The following is a 19,609-nucleotide window of genomic DNA, read 5'->3' on the forward strand; positions in this document are numbered from 1 at the left end:
TGAACGCCAAATAGAAATTCATACTCCTTATGCTTACCAAGCCTGAAAAAAGCACACTACTTACCGATTTTATACTGGATTACAGTGAGAACAGACTGACGGGTTCAGAATTATCTGCTTTTAAAGAGTTGATGAACAGCTCGAAAGTGGTTTGCAAAGCAGCTGTAAACGGTAAGAACATTCGAAGAGCTATGGCTACGTTGCCAAAACGAAAAGTTAGTAAGCGGTTCGACCAAAAAATGGCTGCTCGATTTGCCATGGAACTTGAAAGAGAAACTACAGAAAACAATGCCAAGAGAGTAGGGAATAGAAGTATTTCTGCTATCTAGTTTTTGGATCTGATATCTTTTTCCTGAGCCCCAAAATCTCATCATGATTAGGGTCCGCATTCAATCCTTTCCGTACGTATTCCATCGCTTCCTCATCCGCCTTAGCCTGATGTAGTATCCACGCTATATTATGATACGCATCAGCAAACGTCTCATCTCTTTTTATAGCTTCCTCATAACACTTTGCAGCTTCAATATGCTGATTCTGTCTTAGAAAGAAATTACCCAGATTAAAATGCGATAGTGCATTTTCCCCATTAATACGTGTTAAATAATGAAACAGCTCATGGGCTTTATCAAACTGGCTGACAGCCTCATAGCAGTCTGCCAGGTTATTTAGGGAAGGGATATGATTAGGATTCTGATCCAATGCTCTGAGGTAAATATCAATAGCCAGATCAGGTTGATCATTTTCGTTGAAGGCGTTGCCCAAATTGAATAGAAAAGCTACTTTTTTTGGAGCAAGATCAACCGCTTTTTGCAGATATTTTATTGAATCTGAGAATTCCCCTAAGAGATAGTGGCCAATTCCCAGATCATGAAGCAAGTTAGCACTTTTTGGTTTTTTCTTTAATTGCTGTTCAATAATTGAAATCTGTTTTCTGATTTCAGCTTCGTTTTTCAAAATTGATATCCTATTTGAAGTTCTGCTTGGAAAGAATTTACGGTACCTGTAGAAAGAGTTACTTTAATGGGCCCAACAACGGTTAAAGCCCCCAAAGATAGTGAAGCTCCGTAATCAATATCATTTTGTTTTGGATTTAGATTCCAATCTTCCAGAAATCGTCCCGCGTAAAAGTCAATATTGATAAATCTATGGTAAAACGGCTCTGCCTGAATGCCTAAGGAAGCCATTTGAACGTGTGGGGTAGATACTTCATATCTGTCTATGCCTCCAAACCGGAGGTAACCAATATCTTGATAATAAGAGTTGGGGGTGTACCAATAACCCCATGGTAATTCATTACCGTAAGAATAACCTGCCAGGAGACTATTTGTAAGTGACAATTTGCTTGACAGCTCATAAAATCCTTTCCAGTAAAACTTGACTGAAGAAAATTGAATTGGACTAAAGACCATTGCGTCGCTGTAGAAAAACTCTGCCAACACTTTTTGACCACTTGTTGGATAAGACTTTCTATTCAGAAAATCATACCTGTATTTCGCAAATAGTGCATGATATCCATCATTTACGGGTTCTACTTGTTCAGGATTAATTTCATTTCCGCGATAAGTAAAATCCTTTCTAATACCCAGTGCAAAAAGATGCTGAGTACTAAAATAGTTACCAAAAGATACTTCGCCGCGAATAATATGATTTTCAAATCTGGATACTCTTTCTTTATTCACAAACCAATCCACACTCTCTCTATTAAATTCTAGTGAAGTGAGTGCAGCAAATCTGGAACCCAGAGCACCATAGTAGATGTAGTCGGCACCAAACATTAATTGGTCGCCTAACCGCGACTCCAGTTTGTTAATTGATCCATCGTGAAACAGATTTTGAAACGAGGCTTCAAACAGGATGGAAGCCTGAGTTTGAGATTCGTACCTCAAGCCAACTTTAAAATCATTACTCTGATTCTCCTTTATGTTTACATGCAGATTATAATAATAAAGTGTATCCGGTTTAATTCGATAGGTAACTTGTTCAATATATTGAGAGCTGTAGAGCCTGCTGATTTTTTCATCAATCATTTCAGGCCCCAATTTTGCACCTGTTTCAAACTGCAATTTTCTTTTTATGAAATCATCATCAAACAGATTATTCCCTTCTATGATTACATCTTGAATTGGGAGGGGAGACGGGGCATCTATTGGTTTTCTGGGCTTGTATTCATGCTTCTGTCTTTCGGCAATTTTTTTAAATTCTTCAGAATATTTTTCACCCGCTTCTAAACCAATTTCCAGGAAAGTTTGCATCAAATCGAAAGAAGCGATAGAATATTTATCCATCTCAGGCATCGTGATTACTAAATCGGCTTTTTTCTTCTCTTGCTGTACACGTTCATTTATCCTGTACTGAACGGACTGATTCATAATCTCAGTCAACGTGTTTAAACTATCACTGGGAGCCAGTGGGGTGGATACATCAACAGCAATAATATAATTTGCCCCCATTTTAATCGCATCCTGAACCGGCAAATTTCGAGCAAGTCCGCCATCTACATAATACTTCCCATTGATTTCGTGCGGTGCAATAGCCGATGGAATGGATATGCTTGCTCGAATTGCATCAGGTAAATATCCGGACCTAAAAACAACGGCTTCACCGGTTTCAATATCCGTAGCAATTGTGGCAAAGGGAATTGGGAAATTATCAAAATCATCAGTTCCGTGGGCCGACCAAACCAATCGGGAGATGTACGTGTAAATATTTTGGCCTGTAATAATCCCTTGAGGTAAGGATAATCCACTTTCGCTTATTGGAACGGTTAAGATGGTTCGTCCATCGAATCCCTTTTCATAATTGGATGTATATCTACGATTGGGTTTCTCTGTAAAGAGCTCCATAAAATTACTTGTTTTGCTTAATTCTATGAGCTGATCAGCAGAATATCCGATCGCGTAGAGTCCGCCAATCAAACTACCCATACTGGTTCCGGTGATGTAATCAATTTGCACCCCTGCTTCTTCCAATGCCTTTAAAATTCCAATGTGGGCAACTCCTCTTGCTCCACCGCCACTTAAAACTACACCAACTTTCAGAGAGTCGGATTGAAGCGTTTGGATAGATGAACTCTTATTCTCTGATTGGGCCTGAAAAGGGAGAAAAAGATAAAACAGTAAGGCGAGTAGATAAATTGATTTTTGCTGCATAATTATTAAACCTGATAATGATCTCTTGCTTTCATTCAGGTACTACGAAAAAATATCTATTATGTTTTGAAAGCATGCGAAATAGCTCGTTCAAGATTTTCCGGAGTGATTGGTTTAGAAATAAAAGCCTCATGGTTTGTTTCAGAAGCTCGATTCTTAGTAATATCGTCAGTATTACCTGTTATATAGATGACCTTTACGTCCGATTTTTTACGTATCTCTTTCATGGCATCAATCCCATCCAGCTCATCTCCAAGCTTAATATCCATGATGATCAGGTCAACTCCCTTTAGCTTCAGAGCAGAGTCGACAGCAGCAGCACCTTCAGACACCGTTGCCAATACCGTATGCCCAAGTTTATTGATGAAGCGCTCCATTATAACCTGCTGTACGCCATCATCTTCTACCAGAAGAATTTTTTTGTTATCCTTTTCCAAAGCTATAAGTAAATTTAGTTCTAATTATCAGGAGCAATTTAATAAAATCTTACTCTTATTTAAGGGGTAAATATATCTGAAATTTCTCTTCTAAACACTTAAAATGTAAAACCTTCTGAGGATAAGATTGATTTTACTTTTTCTGTGTGAGATCCCTGTATTACAATCGTTTTACCATCTACGTGACCACCGGCACCACAGTTGCTCTTTAACTTTTTAGCCAGCTTCTCAATATGCTGCGGGTTATGATTTACCCCGGAGATTACCGTAATGGGATTACCGGTTTTAGGATTTCTTTTTTCTTTTATATCAACTTTCACTTGTTACCTCAATTTGTCTATTCTGAAAATATGAAATTGCAAACGCTCCCAGCCAAGCAGCAGGAATGTAAATGATTAAGGAAAGTAACCAAAACCATAGCGGGTAATCAACCGATAAAAGATTGTACAGATCAAGTCCCATGAGTACAACTCCTACCCAGCCGGCTGATAGAATGGTTACAGTAGGGTGTGTGAGCCTGGCAACAGCACCTCCAAAAAAACTGCCAGTAAGGTTGCTGAACAATATTCCAATCAGAAAAACAGGATTATCTCTTACAAAATCAGCATAAACGGATGGATCAAACTCCATGACTGTATCTTCAACCGGATATAAAGCAATATTTATAAATTGCATGATATGCATTATTAAGATCGATGAAATAATCCCTAAGCCGATTGCCGCAATTTTCCAGATTTGTCTTTTAATCGGAATGTTTAAATCCAAAACGTGTTTATGGTTAAAGAACAGTAAAGAACTGTTTAAGTGAAAAAAATAATTAGTTACCTTTAAGGAAGGTAAGGAATTATAAATTTTAAGGAGATAGATTTGCAGACAGTCAAAATGGATATTTTGGGTCTTTCCACCAGTCCAAGCAGTGGTGGTGCCTATGCTTTGATTTTATCAGAAACTGAAGGCAACAGAAGGCTCCCGATCATTATTGGTACATTTGAAGCTCAAGCCATTGCTTTGGAACTGGAGAGTATTAAACCTCCCAGGCCTATGACCCACGATTTGCTTAAGAGTATAGTTGAAAACTTTAGCTCTAAAGTAGAAAAAGTAGTGATTAATGACCTTAATGAAGGTACATTTTTTGCTCAAATCCACTGCACAGGTGATGAAAGTAATGAATTCCATATAGATGCACGCCCAAGTGATGCAATAGCTTTAGCAATCCGTTTTGGTGCTTCTATATATGTGAATACAGCTGTTTTGGATGAAGCCGGTATTGAAACAGATACAACCTCGGTCGAATCAACTTCTAAGGGGAAGGGGAAAAGTAAAAAAGGAGAGCAGGAGGCAGGCAGAACAGAGATGACGAAAATGGAGGAACTGGAAAATGAACTCCAAACAGCTATAGAGACTGAAAATTATGAAAAGGCTGCCAAAATCAGAGATAAAATTCAAAAACTGAAGGGGTGAAGTGAATATTAAATCCCATTCTTTTTCTGATTTACCATTTTCTAAGCTTTTCAAAGATTACGTAGAACAGAAAAAAGAGATAACTGATTTTTTTGAAATCCCGCCTTTTTCAACAAATGATCTGGTAAAGAAATCTGAAGATATCTCATTTCCTTCAGATCGGAATAAAGTTTCTGACGCTCTAAAGGAATTTAATTCCCAATTTGAACCATCAGAAGCCACGCATCTAAATATTGAAAAGTTGCGTGATCCAAAAACACTGGCTGTAGTGACAGGCCAGCAGATGGTATTATATGGCGGGCCCGTCTATACTGTTCTGAAAACTCTGACTGCAATTCAGCTCGCAAAAAAATATGAGCAAGAGTTAAATCGACCTGTGGTTCCTGTTTTTTGGCTGGCCGACGAAGATCATGATATCGAAGAGATATCTCAACTTGGTCTGATGAACCGAGACGAAATGACTAAATGCAGCGATTCGTTTGAAGAGCCTGGGAAAAGAGTGGGGCAGTACTCCATAAAAGAAGTCCATCATCAATTAAGAACTTGTATAAAAAGCGGCCTGATTGATACTGACTTCAGCAACAAATTATGGGAGATTCTTGACAGCAGCTACAACGAAAAACACACTGTTGTAAAAGCTTTTGGTCTCTTCATGCAAAAACTGTTTGGAAGCCATGGCTTAATAATTGCCGGCAGTAATGACGATACAATTAAATCACTATCCAAAAGCACCCTTACTCAAAGTATTTCCAAAGCAGATGACATTGCAGATCGATTGAAAGAGAATACCAAGAATCTAAAAAAACTGGGTTACGAGGGACAAGTTCATCTTAACAACAGTAACCTCTTTTATATTTCAGATAATGGGCAAAGAGTAAAAATACAGTATGATGGTGATGTTTGGTTTATTGATAACAATGATAAACGCTGGAGCTCAAATGAACTGATCCAAGACATCAATGAGAATCCAAATCAATTCTCTCCAAACGTATTTTTAAGACCCATTCTTCAGGATAGAATTTTACCGACTTTAAGTTATGTGGCCGGACCGGGAGAAATTGCTTATTACGCCCAAATGAGAGGGATTTATGAGTATTTTGATCAATCTATGCCTCAAATCGTTCCGAGATTCAGCGCTACTCTGATAGAAAGCAGTGTTGATCGAATTATGGATAAGCTTCCTTTCGGCATAAAAGACTACAGCAAACGGATTGAAGATTTGGAGTCGGAGTACATTGAACAGACCGATCAGCCGGATCTGGAGAAAATTTTCGGAGACTGGAAACAACGCATTGATAGTATTACAGATGAAAAGAAGAGTGTAATTGGAGAAATCGATCCGACCCTAAAAAATACAGCCGGGAAGGCGAGTGCAACTTATTTTTCAGAACTCGATAAGCTAAAGGGAAAACTCTATAAGTCTTTAAAGCAGCAGGAAAAAACTCAATTGGAGAGAATACTAAAAATAAAGTCGAATCTATTTCCCAACGGCAATCTCCAGGAACGGGAAATTGCTTTTATCTACTATCTGAATAAGTACGGCACAGAACTTTTCGACGAAATATTGACATCACTTGAAAATCAGAAACCGGATACTCATAAGCTTATTAAGCTATGAGTTCTGATGAAAAAAGAGAGCAAAAAAGGAGTCTGAGAAAGTTCTATTTGCAACGGAGAATGCAAATTCCCGGTGACCAAATTGACTTATATAACGAGGCAATCTTTGAAAAGGTAAAAACGCTTCAGGAATTTCAAGAAGCGGATATCATTCACATTTACGCTTCAATGGATGATCGAAATGAGGTGGATACATTCCATATCATGGATTATACATTAAAAACTAAGAAAAGGGTGATTGTTCCGGTAATGAAGCAAGCCGGTAAATTGAAACATTGCGAAATCGATTCAACAAGTTCACTGAAAAAAAACAGTTGGGGAGTTCCTGAACCGGTTAATCAAAATCCGCTTGATGAGATAAATCCCGATATTATATTTGTGCCAATGGTAGCCGGAGATCTTCAAAAAAATCGGTTGGGATACGGGAAAGGATACTATGATCGGTTTTTGGCATCAACTAAATCCGTTAAAGCAGGACTTCTGTTTGAAAAACAGCTCTCAGATGAATCTATTCCAATTGACACTTACGATGTACCGCTGGATATTTTGATCACCGAAAAAAGAATTTTGAAGTAGTTTCGCAATTGACCGGTAGATCAATTAAAGTGAAACAAGAAGGTTGCCTGATCGTATCATCGATAAAATTGATATTCAAATTAACGCCTTATGAGCACAAAAACTTCACCCATCGATTCTTCACTTGCCGTATCAGACCGGGAACTGCAAAGCACGCTTCAGGAGTTTCTGGAAGAGAATGAAAAGAAACCGACACCCAGCATCTGGAATATCAGAACCATTACCGGTTTGGCTTTGGTTTTTACTGCATTTGCATACATTGGCCACAGCGTTGCTACAGAAGTATTAGGGTTAAGTTCTCTGCCTTTCATAGGAGGGCTCATACAATTCATGCCTTATATTGGCGGTGCGCTACTGGCAGTTACGCTTTTGGCGATGTTTAAGAAATCCGGCGATAAAAAGAAAAAGGATGAAGCTATAGAAGAGGAGCAGGTTAAAGAGACATACGACAAGCTGGATCAGTTTTTATACAATGAAAAGGAAAGAACAAGCAAAAAAAGCAGAAGCAAATCCTCTCAAAGTGAAATATTCGCTTACAGCAGTTCAAATAAACTGATGAAATCTCGAACGGATTCAAAAATTTCAGGTGTATGCGGTGGATTGGCAAAATATCTTGGAATGAACTCCACGATTGTTCGAATTCTGTTTCTTGTTGCATTATTTATGAGTTCGGGTACTGCAATTCTTGCGTATATTGCGATGGCTATTGTTATGCCTAAAGAACCCATCAGCTTGATGGATGATTTTAATTAAAAACTGATAACTCAATCGTGCTCATATCATTTGAAGGAATTGACGGATGTGGAAAGTCAACTCAAATCAAACTCCTAAAAGCTTATTTCAGGGATAAAGGGGTGAAATTTTCTGTCTTCAGGGAGCCGGGTGGAACGGAAATTTCAGAAAAAATCAGAAATCTGCTTTTACATGAAACTGATGACATGGATCCCACTACAGAACTGCTCCTGTTTTCAGCCGCAAGATCACAGTTAGTAGCAGAAGAGATTATACCAAGATTAAAAAAAGGGGAGATCGTAATCCTGGATCGTTTTTACGACTCAACCACAGCTTATCAAGGGTACGGTCGTAAATCAGCTAAGCTTTCCCATATCGAAACTTTAAACAAGCTGGCTACTCACAACACTGAACCCGAGATCACCTTCTATTTACGTATTGATCCCAAAGAGGCTGCAAAACGCACACAAAGGGGAATTAAAGACAGAATGGAAAAAGCAGGTGAGGATTTCTTCAGGGAAGTTTACAGCGGATATGATATGCTTTCCCGTTTAGAAAGATTCGAAGTTATTGACGCAACTAAATCTCCTGAAGAGATTCATCAGAAAATCATTCAACGACTGAATAAAGTTCTCAACTAAATTTTAAGCTTGGGCTTTAACCAATAGAAGAGAGAAGGAAGTACAAATAGATCTGCCAGCAGAGCTCCCAAGATCGTTGTACAAACCAGAATTCCCATCATGGCTGTTGATGTAAACGCGCTGGTGATAAGCGTACCAAAACCTGCAATCAAGATTAAGCTGGTAACAATAATGGCTCTTCCTGTCCGAACCGTAGTTGCCGTTAAAGAAGGAAACATCGCCTTACTTTTCAGGTATTCAATACGGAATCTGGCCAGGTAGTGTATGGAGTCATCTACAGCAATACCCAAAGCAATTGTGAATATTACAGCTGTTGAAGGTTTAATATCCACGCCCGCAAATCCCATTACGCCCCCCACAATTACCAATGGAATAATATTTGGTACCAGGGCGATCAAAGCCATCTTAAAACTTTTGAATAGCATTGCCATGATCAATGTTATAGCAAATATGGCGAGCATGATACTCCATGCCAATGAGTAAACAATTTTATCTGTAAGATCTGCACTGAGGATTGTTGTGCCTGTTACAATAACTTCCTCATCCGGAAAGAGCCTCTGCATTTCACTTCTGAATTCATCCCGAATTTCATTTATTCGCTTTGATCCGGCATCTTCTGTCTGAGCGGTAATACGAAGTTTTGTGTAATCAAAATCAACCAGATTGTAGAGTTCATCCGCCTCATTAATCTCCATCAAAAGAGTATATTGAGCAATAGCCTGATCACTTTCGGGCAGCGGGAAATCTAAATTTTCATTTCTTTCTCCATCTGTTAACACCCGGTGAACTTCCCCCATAAGTGTGTGAAAGCCAACCACCCGATGAATTTCTGGATATTCAAGAAGTTTCTGCTCAAACCGGGAAACTCTTTCCAGTAAATCAGCTGAGAGCGCACCGTCCGGTTCTCCTGTATCTATAAGGAATTCCATCGGGAACTGCGGAGCTATCTGATCAGAAAAAAACTGACTGTCCTGCATTAGTTCTGTATCATCCCCCACATCGTCAAATACCTTACCATTCACGTCAATTTTGGTGATACCCACTGAAAACATGATGGTTACTAAAAGACCAAAAATTATGATCTTTCTGTAGTTGAGCCTGTTCAGTCCCGCAACTTTGTTAAGCCATTTTTGAAGCAGTGGATAGAAAGAGCCAGACTTTTCATCAAAAATTCGTTTACTCTTTAAACGCGATAGTATAACCGGCAAGAAGAATATTGTTACAACGTAAGCCAGCAGAACACCTACGGCTGTGTAGATCCCAAACCTGCGCATCGGCATTACCGTACTGGTAAACAGAGTAGCAAAGCCAATAGCTGTAGTCAGGCTGGTTAGAAAAGTTGCGCTCCCAAGCGTTTTCAACATTTCAATGATAGAGTTGTGCTTTGAAAAGCCGGACTCCCTGGCATCATCATATTTTGATATCATATGAATGGCATCTGCAACACCTACACAAAGCAAGATAGGGGCAATGGTGCTGCTCATGATTTCAAGATATCCTCCCGTAAGCTGAATGATGGCAACCGTTAAAAGGAGGGTAGACCAAACAATAACCATAGGAAATAAAACTCCCCAAATAGTTCGATAGATGTACCAGAGAAGAAGAATAATGAGAATAGAGGAGATTGCGATATACATCACAATTTCCCCGTTTAACAGATTTACGTATTGATTTCTAAAGTAGGGTATCCCTGAAGTGTGAAATTCATAGTCGGATCTGTACTCACGCAGCACATCGTTAATTGAATCGATGATATGATTTCTGTTGAAAAAAGTATTCTCTTCCTCATTTATCCTAAGGACGATAGCCGTTGCATTTCCGGAGCTATTGATTAAAGCACCATTTAAAAAAGGATCATGCGTGATGTTCTCTTTTATATTTGAAAGCCGTTCTTTTGATGAATTTTCCAGATCAAAGTAGGGATCAAATGTGAGCTCACCATTTTCACTTTTAATCTCTTGAGCATCCAGGATGGATAACACTTCAGTCAGATAATCAATCTCTTCTAGCTGGGCTGTTATAGATTGCAAATCCAACAATACTTCTTTAGTAAACAGTGAATCCGTTTTAAATCCAATAATGATGCTGTTGTCGTCCCTTCCAAATTCATCCTCAAGTTTCTCATAATCTGCAATAACGGGGTCTTCATCAGGATAAAAACCTTCCAGATTGAAGTCAGTTCGGATGTTCGAAGCCGGAAATATGGATACAAAAAGTAAAACCGTAAGACCAAACAGAACAGACTTAGGATGTGCGAGTATAAATTCTCCGAATTGCTTCAAAAGGTCTAAAAATTTACTTGAGTGAATATGTTTTGTTGGCTGTTTGTTGAACCGAATTCAGTCGCCTTAAATTCCGGAATTTTTAGAAATAGACAGATATTTTTGAGAAGAGGAAGCTGTTCTGCCTGAATTGATTAAAGGTAAAATGACCATAAAATGGAGTAATCGGTTTGCCTCCAAATAGATTTGTGCCAACAGTAACTTCAAAACCGTCATCTATTTCATATGTACCCTGTGCCTGTATCCAAAAATCTTCAGCGTAGAAATTGTACCGGCTTAAGGTAGAAACCTGTAACCTATTTCTCAAAAATGCCCGATTTGTAAGCAGTGTGACATAAGGAAACAGTCGTTGAGGTAATATTCTGTCTTCGTAATTAAATATTGTTTCCATGTAAAATTGCAGACTTATAAGTGTACTCCATTGTTCTGTTTCAATTCCTGCCATTGAATGCAGCCACGGTTTCTTGAGCAAGTATCCATCATCTCTGACCTCAAATTCCTGAAGTACTTGTAATGCCGTTGGAAGATCTTCAAGGGCTTGCTCCAGCCGGTTGATCGGTACGGGTAAAAAAGTAAAGAGCCGTTCATAAACAAATAGTTGCTCAGTCTGAACTTTCCAGTTTTCACTTATCATCCATTCCAAGGAAATTCCGCCCATTGGAGATGCGTGATATGACTCAAACAGGTCTACTGAAGGTGGATTTGGAAAATTGAATGGGTTGATATTCAAGGCATAGGCCGGCATTGGATGAGACCAATACAACAACATAATATCCAAATCCAAAGATGTTGTTGAACGTAAACCAAATCGGGATGCAAACTGCATATCTGATAGCTTAAAACCTTCCTCTTTTCTTTCATAGTTAAACGGAATAGGAGAAGCTATCTCCTGAACGGGAAACCACCTGGATCCCGGCGATGGTAATCTGTCCGGCTCAAAAACCGGATTAAGTATCAGTTGAAGTGAGTTAGAACCAAAATAACGCTGAAAATTAATGGCTGTTAATCCCAGTCTTAGATCTGCAGGATCCTGAGTTAGAAATTCTCTCAAATCAACGGGAGACAGAATATCAGTTACAAATCCACCGGTAGCACGCCCCCAGCTAATAATCTGGCGACCTATTCTCAAATCACTATTATCATAATATCTGTCAAAATAGGCCTCTCTTAAAATAATTTCCGTTTCAACATCCCTTTTAGCGTATTGATGCAAAAAATCCGTTTCCACAAAAATATTACCGGCCGAAATCGAGGTATTCAGTTGCAACCTTAACCTGTTTCTGCCTGCTACAAATTCATGGTCGCCTGTAGTTTGAACAGCATTGTAGTTTTGGAGTAGTCCATTCACATTTGTTTGTGCTTGGAGAGTACTGCTGCTGACAGTTAAGAGGGGGATAAAGAAGAAAAATAGAACAAGCTGGAAAATATAGTTGAAACAAATCTTATTTATACAATTTATTTTTGAAATCAATTGAAGCTTAATCAAAATATGCGTAAATTTAATGCATTGTGGATGTCTTCTATATACACCACAATTATTATCAATTCTGAATTATAACTTTTCATTTCTGAAGCTTAATCATACCTATGGCGCACGAAAGAATCGATGTAGACTTACCCTTAGCCAAAGTTTACGAACTGTTATCCAATCCCGTTCATTTTACAAATTTTCTGGAACGCATTGACAGCATAGAAAAAATAAACTCCCAAACGTTTGAATATACAACCAAGATTGGGAACGAGGAGTTTCAATGGACTACAAATATTATTGACAATCTGAGGAATACCCGATTTGCTTGGATTACGATTAATGGAAATTTGAACCAAACCGGTACAATTCGTTTTACACCGCTCGATAATGGTGAAAGAACAAGAGTTGACGTTTCTTTGGATTACAGAACATTTTTCGGCGAAGCTGAAGAAGATCTTGCCAATTTTATTGAAGGACTTCCTGCACAACTGAAAAAAGATCTCGATAAATTTAAAGATTTAGCCGAATCAGGTACGTTTAACGACGAAACTGAAGAGGAGACTAAGGAAGTAACTGCCTAATTCGTTACTATTCTTTACTATCTTTACACAAAATTGCGCCTTAACTTCTGTTGAGGCGCTTTTTTTTTGCCATTATTCAAAAGAACAACCATGACCTTCTCATTCAGAGAATTTAAAAATTCAAAAAAAGCAAAAAGTCCCCATTTTTTTGTAGTTGGAAATCCAATTGAACATTCACTCTCACCCGTGATGCATCAAGCCGCTTTGGATTTTCACGGCATAAATGCAGAATACCATGCAATTAACCTGGCACAGGCTGAAATCTCAGATTTTATTAGTTGGCTTAATCGCGATGAATTTTTAGGCTGTAATATTACGATTCCCTACAAAAATCAATTCATTGAAGTTGTTGACCACATCGATGATTATGCCAGGGAAGCAGGCGTAATTAACACTATTGCAAAATCAGAACATAAACTGATAGGGCACAACACCGATATTCATGGATTTACAGCGCCACTTACACAGTACGCTGATCGAATTGAAGGGGGGAGGGTGATCGTTTTTGGCACAGGTGGAGCTGCAAAAGCTGTAAAGATTGGGCTTGAGGATTTGGGAGTTGAAGAGATAGTCTTTGTTTCCCGCTCCCCGGAAAAATCAATCGTGAATTCCGATCACGTCTGGGTAGAAACAGTTTCCTATGATCAATGGCAATCTTATGCTGATGAGGCATGTATGTTTGTCAACACAACTCCCTTAGGGATGTCTCCAAATATAGACCGATCTCCAATTTCGGATTTGGACAGCGAACTGCTTGAGAGTAAAATTTGCTATGACCTTATATACAATCCCATTCAATCTAAGTTTTTACAGCAAGCAGATAAGTTTGGCGCCACAACAATCAATGGATTGGATATGCTAATTATGCAGGGAAACAGATCGTTTGAAATATGGACCGGGAAAACATTTCCAATTAATGATATTAAAAAGTTGCTGATCAATAGGTTAAAGTAGATCAATGAAATTATTCTATCCAAGCATATTTGATAAAGATTCCCAAATTACAGCTCTATTTTCGGAATCAAATAAAGAGATCATAAATACGGGCGGCTATGTACCCGGACTCAATTTAGGATACAATACTGAAGCAGAACCGGCCGAAGTTGACAAAAATTTTAAGTTACTATTCAATAAAATCGGATGGAACCGGACTCATTTAGCCATTGCAAATCAGATACACGGTTCAAACATCATACAAGTGACTGAGCCCGGTGTTTACGATGATACTGACGGTTTTATAACAGATAAAACGGGGTTATCACTGGGTATTAGAGTGGCCGACTGTGTGGCTATTTTGGCGGGTGACTCAGTGAACGGAATTATTGGAGCTTTTCATGCCGGATGGAAAGGCGCGGCTGATAATATTGTACCCAAGGGAATTAGAAAAATGACTCAATTAGGAGCAGATCCGGATCATATTCGTGTATACCTAAGCCCATGCATTTCATTTAAAAACTTCGAAGTGGGAGAGGAAGTAGCGTCTCAATTTCCCGATCAGTTTGTGGACCGTGAATCATATAAAAAGCCCCATGTTGATCTAAAGGGGTTCATTCACCGGCAGTTGTTAAATTCCGGCGTTAATAAAGAGAACATCGAATTATCTGAGGATTGTACGGTTCAAGACTCTAAATATTACTCTTATCGAAGAGAACGAGACAGAGCGGGCAGAATGTTAGGGCTTATTAAATTGAACGAACAAAATTAATCCGACCTATTTTGCGCATCAGTTATTCGCCCGGTTATGTAGCTCAATTGCCAAAAGACCACGTTTTTCCGATGAAGAAATTCTCGGGTTTGCATGATTATCTAATCAATAACGGTCTGTTTAAAAGTTCTGATGTGATTGAGCCATCCATGGTAGACTTTGCTAACCTATATACAGCTCATACGCAGCGATACGGCCATGGTGTCTGGACAGGTAACCTGACCAAAAAGGAAGTCCGAAGAATGGGATTGCCTTGGTCTAAAAGTTTAGCAATACGATCCAGACTGGCTGTTCAGGGTACAATCAATACCGGACTGATGGCTTTACAAGATGGGATTGCAGGTAATTTAGCCGGAGGAACACATCATGCCATGCCCGATCACGGTGAAGGGTTTTGTGTATACAACGACGTAGCTGTTGCAATCAAGGTTCTCAGGCAATCAAAATGGGTCAATAGGGTGTTGATCATTGACGTAGATGTACACCAGGGAAATGGAAATGCAGCTATATTTCAAGATGAACCCGATGTTTATACTTTCTCTATACATGGTGAGAAAAACTATCCATTTGTAAAACCACCGTCAAACCTCGACGTGGGATTACCCGACAAAACCGAGGATAAACAGTATTTGAAAACACTCTCAGACTCTCTTGATAAAGTATTTGATGAGTTCACACCCGATTTAGTCTTTTACCTTGCGGGAATTGACCCACTGGAGGAAGATCACTTCGGCAGACTTTCGCTAAGCTTAAAAGGTATGGAGGAGAGAGAGCGAATGGTTATCGAAACAGTAACACAAAAAGAGATACCGCTGGCGTTATTACTTTCAGGCGGTTATGCTCCAACAATCCAAAAAACTGTTGAAGCACATGCAATTATGTACAAAGCAGCGAAAGAAATTTCTGCACCGTACTTTCGTTAAAGATTCTCTATTTTTACAGTTATATATTAACAAGACAAGAATATTTGCAACAGAAAAAAATTGCGATTTTAGGATCTACGGGCTCAATAGGAACTCAAGCAGTAGAGATAATATCATCGAGGCCTGAGCATTTTAAAGCCACAACCCTTACAGCCAACAGCAGTTATCAAAAGCTGGCTGATCAGGTAAATACACTGAAGCCAAATACTGCTGTTCTTTGTAACGAAAGCCATAAGAGAGATTTTCTTAACCTGTTGACATTCAAACCGCAAAATATTCTATTCGGAAAGGATGCATTAGAGCAGGTTGCATTGGAAGAGGACTACGATATCCTTCTAAACAGTTTGGTAGGATTTTCCGGATTCAACTCTACATACAAAGCGCTGAAAGCCGGTAAAAGGGTCGCGCTTGCCAATAAAGAGTCTCTGGTGGTTGGCGGAGAACTCTTGAGTAAGCTTGACGGTTTTACCAATGGGAATCTTATTCCTGTTGACTCAGAACACTCTGCAATGTTGCAAGCCCTAATTGGAGAGCAGAAAAGCTCCATTCAAAAAATTATTATTACGGCCAGTGGCGGTCCCTTTAAGAATTATACACCGGATCAATTAAATAGAGTCACTGTAAAAGACGCCTTGAATCACCCCAATTGGGATATGGGATCAAAGATTACCATTGATTCTGCGACAATGATGAACAAAGGACTGGAAATTATTGAGGCTAAATGGTTTTTTGATCTTCCTATTGATCAGATCGAACCTGTTGTACACCCACAAAGTATTATTCACTCCATCGTCGAGTTTATAGACGGTTCATCTAAAGCACAATTGGGGCCACCGGATATGAAGGTTCCGATCCTCTACGCACTCACGTATCCTGATCGAATTGATTTTCCAAATAAGACGTTGAACTATACAGAATCGCTCTTGATGGAGTTTGAACCCGTTAATTATAACTTATTTCCTTGTATCCATTTAGCTATTGAAGCGGCAAAAGAAGAGGGGTTGGCGCCCGCTATCTTGAATGCAGCAAATGAAATTGCCGTGGAGCGATTTTTGAACAATGAAATTCGTTATATTGACATCCCAAAAATTATTGAAAATTCTTTAACCAACATTCAAAACAACAAGGATATTACTCCTGAAACGTTATTTGAAGTTGATAAAGAAACTCGTCATTACGCGAACGCATTATTACGGTAGATTTTATGGATTGGTTAGTAAATTTTTCAAGTACCATACTCATATTTATAGCTGCCATATTTATTCTGGTAACTATCCACGAGTTAGGTCATTTCATTGCAGCAAAAATATTTGGGATGAGAGTCGATAAATTTTCTATTGGCTTTCCACCTAAAATATTTGGCTTTAAAAAAGGAGATACCGAGTACGTTATTGGTGCAACTCCGCTGGGTGGATACGTGAGTATTGCCGGGATGATTGATGAGTCTATGGATACTGAGTTTGTAGATGAAGAAGTCAAACCGGACGAATTCAGGGCGAAACCTGTATGGCAGCGTATGATCGTAATCACCGCCGGTGTTATCTTTAATGTTATATTGGCTGTTGCAATTTACGCCGGTATCGCTTTGCACTACGGTGAGACGGTAGTTCCTATTGAGTCGATGGAGGGAGCTTATGTGAGCGAGAACTCTGTTGCACACCAAATAGGTATGCAGACCGGAGACAGGCTTATTGGGGTCAACAATAGAGAAGTTGAACATTTCAGACAGCTGTTAAATCCGGCTGAGCTTACCGGAAGAGAACTCACATTTTTAGTTGAACGAAATGGCGAAAGAGTCACCCTTTCAACACCACCCAATTTCCTGGATCTGGTAAGTAAAGATGGATTCATCTCTCAGGAAAACTATCTACCAAGCTCATTTTCTGCTGTACAAGAGGGCAGTCCCGCAGAACAGGCCGGCTTGCAAGGTGGGGATAAAATTGTTGCCGTAGACGGGGAACCGGTTAACTATTGGGTACAGTTGGTGGAAAAAATTCAGTCTGCTGAAAATACTCTTACACTTGATGTTGAAAGAAACGGTGAACGTTTTCAAGTATCTCTAGCACCTGACCCGGAAACCGGACAAATAGGTATCGCTTCACCCAATCCGGAAGGTTCGTTTAGTATTGAACAGCTAAACTACAATTTTGGTGAAGCTCTTGGAGTAGGTGTTGAACGTTCTAATGATGCACTGTTTGGAATTGTGCAGGGTATTGGCAAAATGTTTTCCGGTGATATTTCTGTCAGGGAAAATCTTGGCGGCCCGGTAGCCATTGCCAACGTCACCCGTGAAGCAACAGAACGTGGAGGATGGCTGGGTTTTTGGAATATTACCGCGTTTCTGAGTGTTACACTCGCAATTATGAATATGCTTCCTATTCCGGCATTGGACGGCGGTCACTTTATGTTTTTGCTTTATGAAGGCATCACCCGTCGCGAACCGTCACCAAAAGTAAGAATGGGCCTTCAACAACTTGGTTTTATACTGCTCATCGGACTATTCATTCTCGTTACTTTTAATGATATTTTACGCACATTCGGAGGCTAATTACTGATGCTTGCTAAGGAAGGTTTTTCAACTATACTTGTTGTATTTGGGTTTAGTTTACTTGTTATTTTTTTCACCTCTTTTGCTCCTGCCTGGGTTGGTTATATTGTATATCCAATTTTAGCCGTACTCTGTGGATTGGTTCTCTATTTTTTCAGGGATCCGGATAGAACCACCCCCGATGATGACTCACTCATCATTTCGCCGGCAGACGGTAAGGTAGTACTTATACAAGATGTGAAGGAAGATGAGTATGTCGGTGAAGAGGTTACTCAGGTAAGTATATTTCTCTCCCCACTTAACGTACACGTAAATAGAAATCCGATTTCGGGTAAACTGGAGTATGTAAAGTATTATCCCGGTAAATATTTAATGGCTTGGGAAGACCATGCATCCGAAATGAATGAGAGAGCCCATTTTGGTGTGTTGCATTCGTCAGGAATGAAAATGATGTTTAAACAGATCACCGGCTTCATGGCCAGGCGCATCGTTTATAATTTGGAAGAAGGAGATCATCTAAAAGCCGGAGAAAGGTTTGGGATCATGAAATTCGGTTCCAGAATGGACCTGCTGCTCCCAAAAAATGTAGAGATTGATGTAAAGATTGGAGATAAGACAGTAGCAGGTGAATCAATCATCGGAAAAATTCAATAATTCATGAAATATCCCATTCAAAAACTCAGGTTCAAAAAAGGGGAGAAGCGCAAAAGAAAAAGACTGAAGCCTATCCCCAAAATTGTTGTACCGAGTTTTTTTACGCTGATGAACCTTTTTTGTGGTTTTTTATCCATACTATTGGTCGCCGAGGGAAATCTGGTTGCAGGAGCCTGGCTTATTGTTTTAGCCGGTTTGTTTGATGTTTTGGATGGTTTTATGGCAAGGCTTGCTAATGCCACCAGCGAATTTGGAATGGAGCTTGATTCGATAAGTGATGTCGTTTCCTTTGGAGTTGCGCCCGGTTTCTTAATTTATATTTTTGCTCTAAACGAGCTCGCCATCATCGGAATTTTATTGAGCGCCTTACCACCTCTTTGTGGGGCCATTCGTCTAGCGCGCTATAACATAGAGTCTAAGTATGACGAATTAAACTATTTCAGAGGACTGCCGATACCCGCACAAGCTGTAATGTTTTCCGGATTCTATCTTACTTTCAATAATAAACTTTTCCTGTTTGACGGATTTGAACAGGGAGTTATAAGTGTATTGATTCCCGTTGTTATTCTTCTTTCTTTTTTGATGGTCAGCACTATTCCATTCGATAAGATTCCTCGGTTTGATCGGGAGTCTGTTAAGAAGTATAAAGCACGACTCATACTTCTGGCTGCTTACCTTGTTATCATTTTAATTTTACAAGATATAGGGCTGATAATTGTGTTTTCCTTTTTTATTCTAAAAGGTTTGCTAATGGGACTCTATATTTTCTGGAAACAGGCCTTTACAGACGATCCTGACCCGCTGGATAATGGGGCAAACTTTTGATAGGAAT

Annotated in this window: 21 protein-coding genes; 14 read left to right on the plus strand and 7 right to left on the minus strand. The window is 39.3% G+C overall.

The genetic code is table 11. The annotated features are described in order from the left end of the window. The first annotated feature begins 29 nt into the window (after positions 1 to 29). The gene (locus U5K35_RS12915; protein WP_322571906.1) at positions 30 to 329 is read left to right on the plus strand and encodes a hypothetical protein; all 300 of its coding nucleotides are present in this window, start codon (positions 30 to 32) and stop codon (positions 327 to 329) included. On the opposite strand, the gene U5K35_RS12920 is transcribed toward U5K35_RS12915, so the two are convergent. The 5 genes from U5K35_RS12920 to U5K35_RS12940 all read right to left on the minus strand — a co-directional run bounded on the left by U5K35_RS12920 (position 322) and on the right by U5K35_RS12940 (position 4,261). Then, the gene (locus U5K35_RS12920; RefSeq protein WP_322571907.1) at positions 322 to 954 is read right to left on the minus strand and encodes a tetratricopeptide repeat protein; all 633 of its coding nucleotides are present in this window, start codon (positions 952 to 954) and stop codon (positions 322 to 324) included. The genes U5K35_RS12915 and U5K35_RS12920 overlap by 8 nt on opposite strands. Continuing rightward, positions 951 to 3,149, minus strand: a complete 2,199-nt coding sequence (locus U5K35_RS12925; protein ID WP_322571908.1) for a patatin-like phospholipase family protein — start codon at positions 3,147 to 3,149, stop codon at positions 951 to 953. Before U5K35_RS12925 ends, U5K35_RS12920 begins: the two co-directional genes overlap by 4 nt. A gap of 59 nt (positions 3,150 to 3,208) precedes the next feature. Continuing rightward, entirely contained in the window at positions 3,209 to 3,586 is a 378-nt protein-coding gene (locus U5K35_RS12930) for a response regulator (RefSeq protein WP_322571909.1), read from the minus strand. Positions 3,587 to 3,684: 98 nt separating this feature from the next. Continuing rightward, on the minus strand, positions 3,685 to 3,906 hold the full coding sequence (locus U5K35_RS12935) for a translation initiation factor (protein ID WP_322571910.1): 222 nt from the start codon (positions 3,904 to 3,906) through the stop codon (positions 3,685 to 3,687). Continuing rightward, positions 3,896 to 4,261, minus strand: coding sequence for a hypothetical protein (locus U5K35_RS12940; RefSeq protein ID WP_322571911.1), 366 nt, complete (start codon positions 4,259 to 4,261; stop codon positions 3,896 to 3,898). Before U5K35_RS12940 ends, U5K35_RS12935 begins: the two co-directional genes overlap by 11 nt. Positions 4,262 to 4,468: 207 nt before the next feature. On the opposite strand from U5K35_RS12940, the gene U5K35_RS12945 reads away from it, so the two are divergent. The 5 genes from U5K35_RS12945 to tmk all read left to right on the plus strand — a co-directional run bounded on the left by U5K35_RS12945 (position 4,469) and on the right by tmk (position 8,613). Next, entirely contained in the window at positions 4,469 to 5,047 is a 579-nt protein-coding gene (locus U5K35_RS12945; protein ID WP_322571912.1) for a bifunctional nuclease family protein, read from the plus strand. A gap of 1 nt (position 5,048) precedes the next feature. After that, positions 5,049 to 6,665 carry a bacillithiol biosynthesis cysteine-adding enzyme BshC gene (gene bshC, locus U5K35_RS12950; protein WP_322571913.1) on the plus strand — a complete coding sequence of 539 codons (1,617 nt, stop codon included), beginning with the start codon at positions 5,049 to 5,051 and terminating at the stop codon, positions 6,663 to 6,665. Further along, positions 6,662 to 7,240, plus strand: a complete 579-nt coding sequence (locus tag U5K35_RS12955; protein ID WP_322571914.1) for a 5-formyltetrahydrofolate cyclo-ligase — start codon at positions 6,662 to 6,664, stop codon at positions 7,238 to 7,240. Before bshC ends, U5K35_RS12955 begins: the two co-directional genes overlap by 4 nt. A gap of 90 nt (positions 7,241 to 7,330) precedes the next feature. Next, the gene (locus U5K35_RS12960; protein ID WP_322571915.1) at positions 7,331 to 7,993 is read left to right on the plus strand and encodes a PspC domain-containing protein; all 663 of its coding nucleotides are present in this window, start codon (positions 7,331 to 7,333) and stop codon (positions 7,991 to 7,993) included. Between the two features lie 17 nt (positions 7,994 to 8,010). Then, complete coding sequence (gene tmk, locus U5K35_RS12965; protein WP_322571916.1) at positions 8,011 to 8,613, plus strand: dTMP kinase; 603 nt, start codon at positions 8,011 to 8,013, stop codon at positions 8,611 to 8,613. On the opposite strand, the gene U5K35_RS12970 is transcribed toward tmk, so the two are convergent. Next, entirely contained in the window at positions 8,610 to 10,895 is a 2,286-nt protein-coding gene (locus tag U5K35_RS12970) for an efflux RND transporter permease subunit (RefSeq protein WP_322571917.1), read from the minus strand. The genes tmk and U5K35_RS12970 overlap by 4 nt on opposite strands. An 82-nt stretch (positions 10,896 to 10,977) precedes the next feature. Further along, positions 10,978 to 12,243, minus strand: coding sequence for a DUF1302 family protein (locus U5K35_RS12975; protein WP_322571918.1), 1,266 nt, complete (start codon positions 12,241 to 12,243; stop codon positions 10,978 to 10,980). Positions 12,244 to 12,482: 239 nt separating this feature from the next. Here U5K35_RS12975 and U5K35_RS12980 point away from each other — a divergent pair, with 239 nt between their 5' ends. From U5K35_RS12980 to pssA, 8 genes are all read left to right on the plus strand, one after another. Then, complete coding sequence (locus U5K35_RS12980; protein WP_322571919.1) at positions 12,483 to 12,947, plus strand: SRPBCC family protein; 465 nt, start codon at positions 12,483 to 12,485, stop codon at positions 12,945 to 12,947. Positions 12,948 to 13,013: 66 nt separating this feature from the next. After that, positions 13,014 to 13,901 (plus strand): shikimate dehydrogenase, encoded by an 888-nt coding sequence (gene aroE, locus U5K35_RS12985; protein ID WP_322571920.1) that lies wholly within the window; start codon positions 13,014 to 13,016, stop codon positions 13,899 to 13,901. Positions 13,902 to 13,905: 4 nt separating this feature from the next. After that, positions 13,906 to 14,652 (plus strand): peptidoglycan editing factor PgeF, encoded by a 747-nt coding sequence (gene pgeF / locus U5K35_RS12990; protein WP_322571921.1) that lies wholly within the window; start codon positions 13,906 to 13,908, stop codon positions 14,650 to 14,652. Between the two features lie 71 nt (positions 14,653 to 14,723). Next, positions 14,724 to 15,575: a histone deacetylase gene (locus U5K35_RS12995; RefSeq protein ID WP_322571922.1), complete on the plus strand. Its 852-nt coding sequence runs from the start codon at positions 14,724 to 14,726 to the stop codon at positions 15,573 to 15,575. 44 nt (positions 15,576 to 15,619) lie between these two features. Then, positions 15,620 to 16,774, plus strand: a complete 1,155-nt coding sequence (gene dxr, locus U5K35_RS13000; RefSeq protein WP_322571923.1) for a 1-deoxy-D-xylulose-5-phosphate reductoisomerase — start codon at positions 15,620 to 15,622, stop codon at positions 16,772 to 16,774. Between the two features lie 5 nt (positions 16,775 to 16,779). After that, entirely contained in the window at positions 16,780 to 18,123 is a 1,344-nt protein-coding gene (gene rseP, locus U5K35_RS13005; RefSeq protein ID WP_322571924.1) for an RIP metalloprotease RseP, read from the plus strand. 6 nt (positions 18,124 to 18,129) lie between these two features. Next, positions 18,130 to 18,777 carry a phosphatidylserine decarboxylase family protein gene (locus tag U5K35_RS13010; RefSeq protein ID WP_322571925.1) on the plus strand — a complete coding sequence of 216 codons (648 nt, stop codon included), beginning with the start codon at positions 18,130 to 18,132 and terminating at the stop codon, positions 18,775 to 18,777. Positions 18,778 to 18,780: 3 nt separating this feature from the next. Then, positions 18,781 to 19,602, plus strand: a complete 822-nt coding sequence (gene pssA / locus U5K35_RS13015) for a CDP-diacylglycerol--serine O-phosphatidyltransferase (RefSeq protein ID WP_322571926.1) — start codon at positions 18,781 to 18,783, stop codon at positions 19,600 to 19,602. The last annotated feature ends 7 nt before the right edge of the window (positions 19,603 to 19,609 follow it).

The organism is Rhodohalobacter sp., assembly GCF_034521535.1.
GTDB lineage: Bacteria > Bacteroidota > Rhodothermia > Balneolales > Balneolaceae > Rhodohalobacter.